12 protein-coding genes are annotated in these 12,736 nt (G+C 47.0%); 8 read left to right on the top strand and 4 right to left on the bottom strand.

The window, feature by feature from the left end:
- Positions 1 to 154: 154 nt before the first annotated feature.
- Entirely contained in the window at positions 155 to 298 is a 144-nt protein-coding gene (locus ACIDITHRIX25_RS83710) for a hypothetical protein (protein ID WP_201732010.1), read from the bottom strand.
- A 448-nt stretch (positions 299 to 746) separates the two neighbouring features.
- Here ACIDITHRIX25_RS83710 and ACIDITHRIX25_RS83705 point away from each other — a divergent pair, with 448 nt between their 5' ends.
- The 4 genes from ACIDITHRIX25_RS83705 to ACIDITHRIX25_RS83690 all read left to right on the top strand — a co-directional run bounded on the left by ACIDITHRIX25_RS83705 (position 747) and on the right by ACIDITHRIX25_RS83690 (position 3,597).
- The gene (locus tag ACIDITHRIX25_RS83705) at positions 747 to 1,226 is read left to right on the top strand and encodes a hypothetical protein (RefSeq protein WP_201732009.1); all 480 of its coding nucleotides are present in this window, start codon (positions 747 to 749) and stop codon (positions 1,224 to 1,226) included.
- Positions 1,227 to 1,229: 3 nt separating this feature from the next.
- A complete protein-coding gene (locus tag ACIDITHRIX25_RS83700) occupies positions 1,230 to 1,748 on the top strand; it encodes a hypothetical protein (RefSeq protein ID WP_052604483.1) in 519 nt (172 codons plus the stop codon).
- The gene (locus tag ACIDITHRIX25_RS83695) at positions 1,745 to 2,803 is read left to right on the top strand and encodes an FAD:protein FMN transferase (RefSeq protein ID WP_052604484.1); all 1,059 of its coding nucleotides are present in this window, start codon (positions 1,745 to 1,747) and stop codon (positions 2,801 to 2,803) included. Before ACIDITHRIX25_RS83700 ends, ACIDITHRIX25_RS83695 begins: the two co-directional genes overlap by 4 nt.
- An 86-nt stretch (positions 2,804 to 2,889) precedes the next feature.
- On the top strand, positions 2,890 to 3,597 hold the full coding sequence (locus ACIDITHRIX25_RS83690) for a hypothetical protein (RefSeq protein WP_201732008.1): 708 nt from the start codon (positions 2,890 to 2,892) through the stop codon (positions 3,595 to 3,597).
- A 142-nt stretch (positions 3,598 to 3,739) separates the two neighbouring features.
- Here the strand turns inward: ACIDITHRIX25_RS83690 and ACIDITHRIX25_RS83685 are convergent, their stop codons facing one another.
- On the bottom strand, positions 3,740 to 4,792 hold the full coding sequence (locus ACIDITHRIX25_RS83685; protein ID WP_201732007.1) for a hypothetical protein: 1,053 nt from the start codon (positions 4,790 to 4,792) through the stop codon (positions 3,740 to 3,742).
- Positions 4,793 to 5,145: 353 nt separating this feature from the next.
- Between ACIDITHRIX25_RS83685 and ACIDITHRIX25_RS83680 the strand changes: the two genes are divergently transcribed.
- The 4 genes from ACIDITHRIX25_RS83680 (at position 5,146) to ACIDITHRIX25_RS83665 (ending at position 9,710) form a co-directional block, all read left to right on the top strand.
- Positions 5,146 to 6,306, top strand: coding sequence for a GAF domain-containing sensor histidine kinase (locus ACIDITHRIX25_RS83680; RefSeq protein WP_052604488.1), 1,161 nt, complete (start codon positions 5,146 to 5,148; stop codon positions 6,304 to 6,306).
- An 820-nt stretch (positions 6,307 to 7,126) separates the two neighbouring features.
- Positions 7,127 to 8,161 (top strand): cell division protein ZapE, encoded by a 1,035-nt coding sequence (zapE, locus tag ACIDITHRIX25_RS83675; protein ID WP_201732006.1) that lies wholly within the window; start codon positions 7,127 to 7,129, stop codon positions 8,159 to 8,161.
- A 162-nt stretch (positions 8,162 to 8,323) separates the two neighbouring features.
- Positions 8,324 to 9,085 carry a dihydrofolate reductase family protein gene (locus tag ACIDITHRIX25_RS83670; RefSeq protein WP_052604491.1) on the top strand — a complete coding sequence of 254 codons (762 nt, stop codon included), beginning with the start codon at positions 8,324 to 8,326 and terminating at the stop codon, positions 9,083 to 9,085.
- A 73-nt stretch (positions 9,086 to 9,158) separates the two neighbouring features.
- On the top strand, positions 9,159 to 9,710 hold the full coding sequence (locus tag ACIDITHRIX25_RS83665) for a hypothetical protein (protein ID WP_201732005.1): 552 nt from the start codon (positions 9,159 to 9,161) through the stop codon (positions 9,708 to 9,710).
- 164 nt (positions 9,711 to 9,874) lie between these two features.
- Here ACIDITHRIX25_RS83665 and ACIDITHRIX25_RS83660 read toward each other — a convergent pair whose 3' ends face one another.
- Both ACIDITHRIX25_RS83660 and ACIDITHRIX25_RS83655 read right to left on the bottom strand, forming a co-directional pair.
- The gene (locus ACIDITHRIX25_RS83660; protein ID WP_052604493.1) at positions 9,875 to 10,834 is read right to left on the bottom strand and encodes an LLM class F420-dependent oxidoreductase; all 960 of its coding nucleotides are present in this window, start codon (positions 10,832 to 10,834) and stop codon (positions 9,875 to 9,877) included.
- Positions 10,835 to 11,196: 362 nt separating this feature from the next.
- On the bottom strand, positions 11,197 to 12,708 hold the full coding sequence (locus tag ACIDITHRIX25_RS83655) for a DUF5719 family protein (RefSeq protein ID WP_201732004.1): 1,512 nt from the start codon (positions 12,706 to 12,708) through the stop codon (positions 11,197 to 11,199).
- Positions 12,709 to 12,736 lie beyond the last annotated feature (28 nt).

Raw genomic sequence — 12,736 nt, 5'->3', positions numbered from 1 at the left:
TTGGGTGCATGAAGCTTGTTGAATTTCGTCAGCGCCCAAATCAGCGATGAACTGCTCGCTATATCGATTATCAGAGTTAATATCGCGCTTTACACGGTCCAAGAGTAACCAAAGTGAATGACTAGGAGCCAGATTAAGCGAAGCCATTAACTCATTAAGAATTAGAGTCCTCGCCTCTTGAGAGTGAGGTACAGTCTTGGAGATCAGCTGAGTTCGGGTGAGCTTGGCTGGATGAGGTTGCCGCTACCAATACAGCCTTATTCATCTGATCGTCGTAGTTGTAAAAGTCGCGCTCCATCTTCAAGACCTGCGATGAAAGACCTTCTGATTTGGTGCAGTAGTAGGCAACCGATAACGCTAACTACAAAGAGTCTAGAAAAACCGAGAGCGAACCCACCAGTGCCAATAGTGCTGCAACACCCAACCCCGCCCGTACTTTGTAGTCAATATTCCTCCGAACGCTAATAGTTGCTTTCACCAATTTCCATAGTTAAAATCCTGATCAAATCAATCACTTACTACCTTTCGGACTCTCCTGATTAGAACTTTATGCATTTAGCCTGAATTATCTAATTCTGTACAAGAAATAAATCATGAAAGAGAATTCATTTATTCTTCTTTATTCTTCTCAAAAACATTAGAAAATTCTCACTTAACGCTCATGGTTAAAGGCTCTTAGTCGACGACAATCAATATGTGACCAAAAATGGTCGAAACAATCGACTAGGTAAGACCCGGAGGGCAATTTGAAAGTCTCTAACCCGATTAAAGTTTTAGTTTCAGCTGGAGGTGGACTAGGTGCAATATTAGCACTGCATCAAGCGCAGGTCTCGTTTTCAAGCACCAATACCGCATCAACGAAACCAGTCGACCCCGTTGCAGCACAAAAAGCCCAGGTAGCTTCCATTCAAAAAGCAATAAGCACCCTAAGTCAGCAAGAACAAGCCGTACAAGCGCAATTAACCCAGACCAAAAGTCAACTTGCCGCCAAGCAAGCAGCTGTAGCTGCTGCCAGTCAGGCAGCCATTGCCGCCCAAAACCAAGCTCAAGCTCAAGCTCAAGCTGCAGCCGCGAGAGCAGCGGCATCCGCCTCGGTGGCCGCTCAACCCATAACACAATTTGTCGCTTCATCGCCGACGGCTTCGGGAGGCGCACCGGCTGCTACCACCAAGGCTTCCTCGCACAAGTCAGATGATGGGGGCGGCGATTCAGGTGGAGACAATTAATCTGTGAGGAAAGTACTGGACGAAAAGGCTCGCAAAAAGAGAAATACCAAGATAAAAAATACGGCGAGACGTGTTGTTCCCTTCATGATAATCGCACCAGCCTCGGTGATCGGAGCTCATGTAGGCGTTGACTTCGTATCAACGCCTACACACCTATATCCGCTCAACCTTAGCGCTAGCGCTAAAGCCGCAGCAGCGGCCGCCCAAAAAGCTACCGCGTCCATCAATCAAGTAGCCCAAGAGGTCAACAAGACCGCAAATGCACTTGCTGGGGTGGCTAATCAAAGCGCGGGAAACCAAAGTGCTATAGGTGCAATCCAAAATGGAATCACTCAAATTCAAAATACACCCGTACCGACTCTCGGCCCTCTCGCATCTCCTGCTCAAAATTCACAAGCCACATCTGCTCCCAGAGCTGCCGGCGGCGCGTCAACGCCATCAGCGAACTCACCAGCGCCGGTGATTAGAATCCCGACTGCTCAAATTCCTGCTGCAACCACTAGGGCAAGCCTCCTGGGATGACTGATAAACCAGTCGCAGGGCCAATTCAAAAGTGGACGATTCGTGCCATGGGATCAATTTTTAATTTTCAAGCAAAGATTACCGAAACACAAAAGGATTCTCTATCTAAATCGACATCAATTGCATTAGAAGAGATGGAACAATCCTGGAGCCGCTTTCGAGATAGTTCAGAATTGTCGATTTTGAATGAATACTCCCTTCTTGAAAATCCATCGAAATACTTCAAGACGGCGATCTTCGAGGCAATTAGCTCGAATAAAGTCACAAGCGGACTCTTTGAGCCAAGAATCCTAGGAGCGCTCAAAAAAACCGGGTATTTGGTTAGCTTCGAATTGATGGACCTCGAGATAAATGACCCATCAAGCATGAAAGACACCTCCTCAAAGACAACTTCCCGAAGATTGAATGCCTTGGAGAAAGAGATCTTTTATGACCTAGATCATGATCTGCTCCTAAAAGATGGACCTCCTCTAGATTTTGGCGGAATTGGCAAAGGGCTTGCACTTAGGAATCTAAGTCGGCTCCTTAAGGATTTCTCTGGATCTTCACCCCACTTGATTGAGGCCGGAGGAGATATCGTAACCTTTGTCGGGAACTACCCCGAGGAACCTTGGTTTGTTGATATCGAAAATCCATTCTCTGTTGAAAACCTCCCACTAATGGTTCGTCTAGGGAACAACTCTGTCGCTACCTCATCCACGAAGATACGATCATGGCGCCTAAACGGCACACAAAAACACCACTTAATCGATCCAGCTACCATGGACTCCTCGGATTCGGACTTAGTCTCGGTAAGTGTCATTGGAAAAGACCCAGCACATGCTGAGGTTTGGTCCAAGAGCCTTTTTCTCCTAGGTTCCAAGAAAGCCCTCGAGCAAGCAGCTTTTCGGAAGATTAGCGCATTCATGATCACCTCGAAAAAACAAATTCTCTACTCAAAAAAGTTTGCTGGGTCAATGGAAGTTCGAAGCAAAGATCAATCATCAGTTCCTATCGCGGCAGTCCATGATATATCGCTCCCCTATTTTGCATATAGCGTCGGACTTGCGAAATAAAACTGCTATGCATTAGCTTCTTGTCGATAAGAACTTATCTCGCTAATCCCTCAAGTCGATAATACCCACGATACAAGTAGGAAAATATGGCCACTTCGACCAACGATGATCAAAAAAATAGTCTTGAAGAGATAGAAGAAGATTCTCCATCTATACTTTTCGCGGTAATCGTCGGCTCAGTCTCAGTTGTAGGAGGCTTTGAGCTAGTACACTGGCTAGGCGCCAAAGCAAAGCCGACACTTGCGCCATGGTTAATAGCTAGAGGCACAGGGTTAGCGCTAGTAATAATAACGAGTCTTTTGGTTGCAGTCGGGCTATGGATGGTCCACCCCAAACGCAACAAACGAAAGAGTTTCCCACATATAATTACATTGAATTCAGCTCACAAAAGTCTTGCCGGGGTTGGATCGGTGCTCCTCTTTTTGCACGTTAGCTCGATAATCGCTGACAGTTTCGCCAAGGTCGGCCTGCTGGGCGCGTTCGTACCCCTCAAGTCAGCCTATCGGCCAATTCCCGTAGCTCTTGGGACTGTCGCTCTTTACCTGTGCTTAGCAGTAGGTTTCACCGCATGGCTAAAGGTAAGAACCAAGCTCTTCAACTGGAAGATGGTTCATCGTTTCGCAATCGCTGCCTATTGCTTAATCCTTGTACATGGAATCACTGCCGGCAGTGACACCGTATTAGTTTCTGGCATATATGTTGCAAGTGCCATTGTCATCACCATATTGGCAACCACTAGGTACCTCTTTGACCATAAGGAACATCAAAAGCAAGCGGCCACCGCCAAAAACTGATAACTAAAAGCGCATCCGCTAAAGAGTAATCTTGCTCGGCACCCAGGGCAATAACTAAGGACGACCCTCCTGTGCCAGATCTATTTGCCACGCGCTAACCCATCTTTCGCCAAATAGCATGGTTCAAAACAAATAGCATGGTTCAAAAAAAGGCCCGCAGGGCGCTAGCGGTCTCCTCAGGTGTGACATCGACCATAAGTTCGCTATAGAGCTTTTCAAAATAGGTCACATCGGATCGATAATAACTCTCTGGGTTCGATCGAGCCACGATTCTAAAGAGTGGATTCGCCGAAATCTCTCTAGCATCAGGGCCGCCCCCAGTCAACGCGAAATTAAAACTCGATAAGTTCCAATTTGCATATGCCGAGATGATCTTAGAAATTCCAAGAGCAAGATCAGATAGATCGATCGGATCTATCTGAGGTATATCACCTTGTCGAAGAATAACGCCCCAAACCTCACGAAAGCCTGATGGAGCAAAAGGGGCAAAAAACGCAACATTTCCAATTGAACCGACGTAGCGCTCTCCAAGATGGATCTCGGCCTCGACCAGATCCTCCATCAGACTTCTTCCGAATCGCTCCTTGTGCAACGCCATCTCCTGTATCAAATGGCCCTGATGGCTAAGTGGCATGTAGTCATGGGAAGATTGCAGATGGGGATGGATGAGCGAACTTCCCGAAGAAGGCAGATAGTTCGCATTGATTGAGCTATAGACCGCTTTGTGGTCATAATCCCTAATAGCCCTAGCATGTCGAACCATCGCCGAAAAGGCGTTGCCAACGACACTATGGTCAAACTCGTCGATAGGCACAAAGTGCCTAGATGTATCATATATCCCAACTGAAGAGTAGGTCGAGTAAGCAAGAATATTGGGGACTACTAGTGCATTTCCTACGCGTATCCTTCCTTCGGCAACCATCTCACTTGGGAACGGAAAGGTGTACTTCTCATATGCACCAGGACAGAATGGACAAAATCCCCCGACCTTAGTCAGCTCACTCACATCAACCTTAACCTCAGGCTGCAACTTAGCTCCAACTACAAAACGTGCGCGACCTTTGAAGATGGGGTCGATTCGCTGAATAAGAGGAATCTCCGTAAATCTACCCCCGTTGGTCAAATCTGGGACCTTACCAACGGTATCTATCTGTGAGAACTCAATATTATTTACCGTTTTAACGACTCTCTGCATCTATCTCCCCAACGCTTTGTACCACTCCCCCTTTGCCAAAAAATTCAAAAGAGAAAGTGGCAATACTATAGCCAAAGTTAGTAAATAATTTATAAACAGACTTGAATTACCCAAAACCCCGATTGCACTGCCACGATAATTGGGGTCTTTACCTACAGCAGTTGAGGTCTCGTTGCTCGCCCAAAAAAGGTGGTTTTGGCCCGCAAAGACACCCTGCATAAGGCTCTCGGGTTACAATTTGGTCAATTAGTTTGCTATAAAACGACTTAATCCACCTATTCCACTAGGCACATGAGGGGGGGGCCGAATGCATTAGTAACTTACATAGATTAATATTAAGATAAATTGTAGATATGTCATTATCCAAGATCAAAGATGTTTCAAAGCTAAGGCATCTTTTGGACGCAGTTCTAGTTGTCGAAAGGGATCTATCGCTTACGGTAGTTCTAAAAACACTCGTGCGCGAAAGTGCGACATTAGTCAATGCGCGCTATGGCGCATTAGGCGTTCTCGATCCTTCAGGTACATCATTGGTTGAATTTATTACATTTGGTATGGACGAAACTGACGAATCCAAGATTGGAGACCGTCCCAAGGGCCACGGAGTCCTTGGCCTATTGATTTCGCAGTCGCAACCACTGAGAATTGACGAACTCCAAAAACACCCCGATAGCTTCGGTTTTCCTCCGTTGCACCCTAGGATGACGAGTTTTCTCGGACTTCCCATCATGGTCGGGGAGCGCAACTTCGGCAACCTCTATCTAACTAACAAGATCGACAATTCAGAGTTCGACCAAGAAGACGAAATACTTGCTGGATATCTAGCGAGAGCAGCTGGAATTGCAATCGAGAACGCTCGTCTTCATTCAGCAGTCGCCGACTTCGCACTCAGAGCAGATAGAGAACGCATTGCCCGGGAACTCCACGACGAAATAATCCAAAGACTCTTTGCAATAGGACTCTCCCTCCAAGCCACGATACGACTAGTCGCCGAGGAGGATGCAAACGAGCGCATCCAAGGTGCAATCGATGACCTAGACGAGGCGATTAAAAAGATAAGAGCCACCATCTTTGCGCTCGAAACGACAAGGACTCGCCAACAATACTCATTCCGCGCACAGGTTCTAGCACTTACCAAAGAGCTGCATCCAGTTTTAGGCTTTGAAGCGAGCGTCTCTTTCACCGGACCTATTGACACAATGGTAACCAATAAGTTAGCGACCAATGGCCTCTCGGTCCTTAGAGAGGCTATCTCTAATATCGCCAAGCATTCAAGAGCATCCCAAGTACAGATCAGTATTTCAGCCTCAAACCAGCTAGTCATTGTGGTTGAAGACAACGGCGTGGGACTTGATCCATCCGGTTCGGCGGCCTCCAAAGGTCTAAAAAATATGGCGGCACGCGCCTTCGAACTTGGTGGCACACTAGAACTCCGTCCCTCTCAGACACTCAAAGGTGCCTGTCTTGAATGGAGAGTTCCCTTCTTACAAGTAGATGATCTTGCAACCCAATAATCACCAAGGCGCATTTCTTTGTCCTATTTGCCGACCATCTCTTTTGGAGTTTTGCCGATCTCAAAGCTAGATCGGCCCTACATTCGTATTGGCACTTTTCTAATTGGCCACAAACCCTCTAAGCGCCTTGCGTTTTGTTCTTACCCCACGATTGGTACAGGTAGAGGTGATCATCTTTCGTTTCTAAATTGGAATATCATTATCTTGGCAAACGATGGCAGATAGTAGTCCAAATGTGATCGGAAAACTCCGCTTCTTTAGAATCTCACCAAGTTACCTGCCTTCTTTGACCACAATAGCTCTGTGAGATTTAGCCAACTCCAAGTGGCTCAACGTTGACATGTGAGACATTGGAATCTAAGGTCTTGAAGTTTGGACGATCAAAGAGAGTGACCCCTGGCAGTTTCGCCTTGCATCATCGAGCCCATAGGGCCAAGAGTAAGCTTGTGATACCATCGCGTTCCCTTCTTGATCACTAAAACATATGGGGTTTTGACGAGAAAGCCAAAAGTATTCGCCTGGTTTAGGTATTGAAATATTGGTCAGCACATCAGTTGGGCCACTCAAGCAAGATACCAGCTTATTTAGTGAAGCGCATATTGAAAAAGGCTGGCGATCGTGAGTAATATTGCTAGTTTTGAGCCAGAACTTCCACCTAGTCGCATCAGAACAAAGCTGCCATATCCACACTGGTCGGATCATTGTGCTACTTTGCTTTGCCTAGAAGTATTGTCGATCTCTAAAATTAGACTGAGATTAGTATCGAATTTCAAAAAGTGACACAGATCTAGGTCCTTGATATTTTTCAAAATGGAGTACTTTGCTTTCAATTGCCAAACGAGATGTTCCTTTCGACGTAACGGCCGCCTTCGACCTTCTAATTCCACCATCGCGCTTTAACAACACCCGATTTGATAACTATTTCCCGAACCCCAACTACGAGAGTCAGAGCTTGGCCAAAAAGGTCACTAGCGAGTTCATATTGACAAAGACAAAAATGCCAAGGCGAACAGTAATTGGCTCCTTGGGCCTAAAAGCCCAGCCCAAACCGGGGAAAGGCCTCTATCTAGATGGAGGGTTCGGTGTTGGCAAGACACACCTTTTAGGATCGATGTGGCAAGCTTGCACTGCACCAAAAGCATTTATAAGTTTTGTTGACTTAGTGAACGTAGTTGGAGCCTTTGGCTTTGAGGCTTCCGTCGAAAAGCTATCCGAACTATCGTTCCTGGCAATAGATGAATTCGAACTTGACGATCCAGGCGACACCGTCCTTATCTCTAATCTCCTCAATCGAATAATTCGCCGAGGGGTCGACATCGCCACGACTTCCAATACGCTACCGGACAAATTGGGACAAGGACGCTTTGCGGCCGACGACTTCCTTCGAGAGATTCAAGGGCTAGCCGCCCACTTTGAGGTATTAACCATTGACGGCCCCGATTATCGAGCAACCGAGCTTCATATCGAAGATGAACCGCGCTCTAGTGACGACCTGGTAACGATGGCGGCTTCAATGCCCAACCAAAGCGCAGTCTCATCCGACAGCCTTTTTGGTCTACTGGAAGCCCTAACAAGGCTACACCCAATTATGTATTCCCGCCTTTTAGAGGGCTTAGCTCTCGTAATCGTAACTGAGGCTAAGACAATTGATTCATTAGCTGCCGGCCTGCGATTTGTAACATTCACCGATCGTGCCTACGAGCATGGAATACCAATTATGATCGGAGACACATCCCTAAATGGCCTCTTCTCAGCTTCAATTCTATCGAGTGGCTATCGCAAGAAATTCGGCCGAGCACTATCTCGCCTCTCACAACTTCGCGACGAAGGAGAGCGCGTCGCCGCACCGATCTAAAACCTTCAAAAAATGACCTCGCAATAACTCATTGAAAGATAAATATTGAGCCAATCCAAAAGGGTAACTAAACCCCGCTCTATTGGTATACGATAGAGAGTCCTCCTCATTCATAACAAATCGTCTAGGACTATCAAAATAGAAGAAAGAGGCGCCTTCAACATGAATCTCATATTCCCCGAAGCCTCACCAATAATCGGAAGTGATGAAGCTTCCATAGGATCACTTGAGAAGATCTATGCACCGATCACTTGCATCGATGGTGACCACTGGAGAGCCAATATGGTCTCTTCCTTAAACGGGTCAATTGAAAAAAACGGCCGATCAGCAGGCCTCTCCACACATGCAGACCGAAAAGTCTTCTCTATAATTCGCGCCTTCTCCGACGCGGTTGTAATTGGTGCGAATACCGCAATCATCGAAGAGTATACATCCCTACCACAGACACCCGATGCGCTCATGCACCTACGGCGAATCAACACATCCCCACAACTCGTCGTGGTAGGTAGAGATCTAAATAAGATTCGTGACTCCAAGCTCATTGAGTCAAAAGATCAAATAACTCTAGTGACATCTAATTCTCAAAAATCACAATGCGCTGGGCTTTTACGCACCTTCCTCGTCGAACCACAACTCCTTCTTCTTGGAGAAAAAGAACCAGACCTAAACCTACTACGGAAATGGCTGAGACAAAACAATCTCATCCGCATAACGCTCGAAGGTGGTCCATCTTTCTTGAAGCTGGCCTTTTCACACAAACTTATAGATGAAATCGCCCTAACAATCGTTCCCAAATTAGAGATATCTTCCCATGGTGGATTCTTGGGACTTGGAGAGCAGATCCCGGGATCCGAATTAGAACTTCTGTCAATCCTAGAAGACCACGGAACTCTACTCATGAGGTACAGGGTCATTGCCAGTTAACTAAAGTAAACTTCGGCTATGATCATCATTGGTAGATATCGTTTCCACTCTAGCCAAAGGCGCGAACTTAGCCATGCTTATCAATATGCTCCCTAAACGCAGAAAGCCAATGTCAAAAGAGGAATTTCTTAGCGCGGTTATCGATCTGACTAAGAACTCAAATAACGAATATAGCTTTGATCAAGCAACAATGACCCTCGCGTGGACTGATGGACCGTCTGTAGAGACCACCTGGGAACGACTTCAAAATCCAAACGGATGGAAAGCAATTGTAGGGGTTCCATCCGATTCAAAACAAGGTGAAAATGTCCCGCCATCTACATTGTTTATAGATCGCTCCTTCTCGCCGCGCACGGTATGTTCGTCATTGGTACGGTTTTATGGATCTAAATCAAGATACCCTGATTTGAATTCCACCTCGGACATGGACTATATCTACGGAATACTGCGCCTAGATGTGACGCTAGAACACTTCAAGATCGTTGATGCAATAACCAACGCCCTTTTAGAAAGAACCACAAAGTTGCCTAGTGACACCCAAGGGTATCTCGAAGCGGCAAATCTAGCTTTAAAAGAAGTTGGCTATGAGGCCCTCTGGGCGAAGGCATTCAACACCATCGACTAAAAGCGGTCCCAGCCACAGTGAAACCGCTTTGTCATGGCAATAATCTAGGTTGGCTCCCAATAAACCCTAGATCTCTATTTCTCAAACGTATTTCTTCACTTTCTCTTTAATAGAGAAGAAGAATAGTCTCGAAAAGAGATCTCTCTTCGATGGGGCTCGACCCCCTATTCGCTCGAGCCAGGAGCCAAAGATAGAGCCGCTTCATAGGTATCAATACCGAATGGCAGAACGGCAAGTGCAGCTACATCAACCCCGGCGCCAAAATATTCCGCTATGCGAGCTTTACATTGACTCGGCGTCCCACTCACTATTAACTGGTCAACTATCTCTTCGGGAATTGCAGCCAAGGCACCCTTTCGATCGCCACTATCCCATAGTCTCCACATCTGTTCCAGAGCTTCCCCACGGCCTAGCCATCGATGAAAATCTGCGTAAACACCCACGTTAAGGTAGGCAGCTATAGCTCTTCGCCCCGCGTCTAACAGTAGATTCCGTTCAACTCCCGGAGCGACAAAGATGCGAGCCACAATCTCCTTATTCTCGCCTACGAACGGAACGACCTTGGCAACGTCCGCGGGCGATAGCCAATTAATTATTGCACCATCTGACTCGCGACCCGCCATAGCTAACATCTGAGGCCGCAGGGCAGCTATCAATATCTTGGGTGGCACGGTAGGCGGTTGAGCAAGGCGAAAACCCGAGATCTCAAAGGTGTCAAACTTCCGGTCCACCTTCCCACCTTCAAAAGCTTCTCGCAAAAAGCGGGCGATATCTCTCGTTTTATAATAGGGTCGCACAAACTCCGATGCATTCCACTTGGAGACGATTACATCTGATGAAGATCCAATTCCCAAGTAAAAGCGTCCCGGTGCTAGTTCGGCCAAAGCTGCTGCGGACATTGCCATAGTCGCTGGCCCTCTGGTAAAGGCTGGAACTATAGCGGTGCCCAAGTTGAAAGTTGGCTCCCATTCATTTGCAAGAATCAACGGCGTGAATGCATCATACTGGCCGACTTCAGCACTCCATAGATCTTCGTAGCCTACTTCACGAAGTCGCCTAATTGCTTCACGTTGCTCCCCGAGTGGAATTCGATCCAAGGGAATTGTAAGTCCATATCTAGCCATAGATCCATGCTAGGTTAGATCGAAGATTCAAATGGGCCGAAATAAAAGTTTTGGACCGAACTGACCCACCTATCAAAGAGATCCCAGATTATTGCGACCAAAAGTCAAATTGACCCTCGCCGACTCCAATTGCCATCCACAAGAAACACTCGTTTTTCAAAGATCTTGCCATATAGATTTGAAAAACCAATAAGTCTAAAATGAGACATTACGGCCGCCTTGCCATATCCCACAAGGCAAAACGATTAAATTAGCCAACTCGTGCATTCTGATCAGCTTCTTATCCAAGTCGCGAAAAGATATGAACCTTGAATAATCCTAAAGAGATAGCTCATCATGGTCACCAGGGGTCCGAACCTAATTCAGTCCAAAGGAATAGATGGAATTGGAATTATAGAGCCATCGGGGGTGACATAGGCAAGAGCCATCTCGGTCGGTGCCGAAGATCGAAGGGTAAACAGATCGGGAAAGCCAACAGAGTTAGTGGTTGGAAATAGCTGCACGCTCGATGGAGACGGGACAACGCCAATGCCGGCATTGGCGTCAATTCCACTCTGTTTTGAGGAGGGAGCCTGACCATCGACGAAGGCCTTAGAAAATAGCGCTGTCTGTGAACCCCTTGCAGAGACAACCTGACCTCCTCCATAATAGAGCGCGAGTTGGTTATACTTGGCGCCAAAGGGGCTTATGTCAAGCATCGAGAGCCACGAGGGCCAATAACTACCATAGCCACTCTCAATGAAATACCCATTCAGGGGACCTAAATCCGAACCGGCCAAAGTTGCCAGCGCAGCCACCGTATAATTCGAATGAACTCGAACGAAGAAAAAAGAGCCCACTGGTACACTCGCCACCGCCTTCAATGGGACGACAAGAGAGCTCTGAGGCGGAACTGTCTCGGAAATAGTTGATACCTTCGCCCCATGGCCTATCGCCGGGGCCTTAACAGTAGTTTGAGCACTTAAAGTCTTGATTGAGATCAACACATTCTTTTGACTTGAAGAGAGGTTTTCCAAATTCAAGTCGACGCTCTGGTTGGCGGTCTGAACCAGAAGTGGAAAGTCAGTGTTTGCAAAGATCTCAGGGGTAGTACTCGCAAAAACCATCCCATTGGCCTTTGAGTCTGAGCGCACCTCGAAGCCACCGGCTACAATTCTTCCGATTCGAGTTTGAATTGAGGCTGTAATTGCAGGGGTATTTTGAAACCAATCGGCCAATCTAACGTCGATCGAAGAAAATGCTGGGACTACTACAGCCTGAAGCGGACCTGGATCAACTGGCCCTGTCGGTGTCACAAAGCTAATATCTACAATTGCATCCGTAGCGAACGGGTTGAAGATCGACAGAAATCCCTTAGAGGCCGAGACCGTATTAAAACCTTGAACGATCCAGGTAGGGCCAGGCGATGGCTGACAGAATCCTTCGGCATTACTGCTGGGCAGGGAGGCAACTAGCGAGACCAGATCGGCTCCACCTGTAAAATCAGCTGAAACCCCCGTTGCGCTCTTATAAAGTCCACGCATTCCAAAACGTCTAAGGGACCCTCCAGGAATCTTCATCTTCAGATGCTTGGCCTTAGCGTTTTTGCTATAGATGTATATTGAAGCAGTCTGAGAAAACTTCGAAGTATTGGTCAAGACCAAAGAGAGCGATCTCTTGCCAAAATACTTAGCCTGAGGAAGCGAGCAGTACCACGTTGAGGAGTCAGACGCGACCGGAGAGACCGAAAAAGAAGGTACGAACTGCGACTGTTTGACTAGCACCCTGCTGGATGCACTGTTAGCAAAGACGACGCCAATCAGCAAAACCGCCAAGAAAATGCCGACAATACCCTCACGTCTATGTAGTCGAAAAAACTTTCTTATGAAATCCACGACTACAACGTCTCTAGGTGAAAAAGAG

Source organism: Acidithrix sp. C25, assembly GCF_904848545.2.
The sequence above is the reverse complement of the archived record's forward strand: the minus strand, read 5'-3'. Positions and strand labels throughout refer to the sequence as shown.

Excerpts from the sequence above, each read along its gene's own strand:
- ACIDITHRIX25_RS83665 (WP_201732005.1), top strand. The coding sequence starts at position 9,159 with ATGCTTATCAATATGCTCCCTAAACGCAGAAAGCCAATGTCAAAAGAG.
- ACIDITHRIX25_RS83710 (WP_201732010.1), bottom strand. The coding sequence starts at position 298 with ATGGAGCGCGACTTTTACAACTACGACGATCAGATGAATAAGGCTGTA.
- ACIDITHRIX25_RS83660 (WP_052604493.1), bottom strand. The coding sequence starts at position 10,834 with ATGGCTAGATATGGACTTACAATTCCCTTGGATCGAATTCCACTCGGG.
- ACIDITHRIX25_RS83690 (WP_201732008.1), top strand. The coding sequence starts at position 2,890 with ATGGCCACTTCGACCAACGATGATCAAAAAAATAGTCTTGAAGAGATA.
- ACIDITHRIX25_RS83670 (WP_052604491.1), top strand. The coding sequence starts at position 8,324 with ATGAATCTCATATTCCCCGAAGCCTCACCAATAATCGGAAGTGATGAA.
- ACIDITHRIX25_RS83680 (WP_052604488.1), top strand. The coding sequence starts at position 5,146 with ATGTCATTATCCAAGATCAAAGATGTTTCAAAGCTAAGGCATCTTTTG.
- ACIDITHRIX25_RS83695 (WP_052604484.1), top strand. The coding sequence starts at position 1,745 with ATGACTGATAAACCAGTCGCAGGGCCAATTCAAAAGTGGACGATTCGT.
- ACIDITHRIX25_RS83685 (WP_201732007.1), bottom strand. The coding sequence starts at position 4,792 with ATGCAGAGAGTCGTTAAAACGGTAAATAATATTGAGTTCTCACAGATA.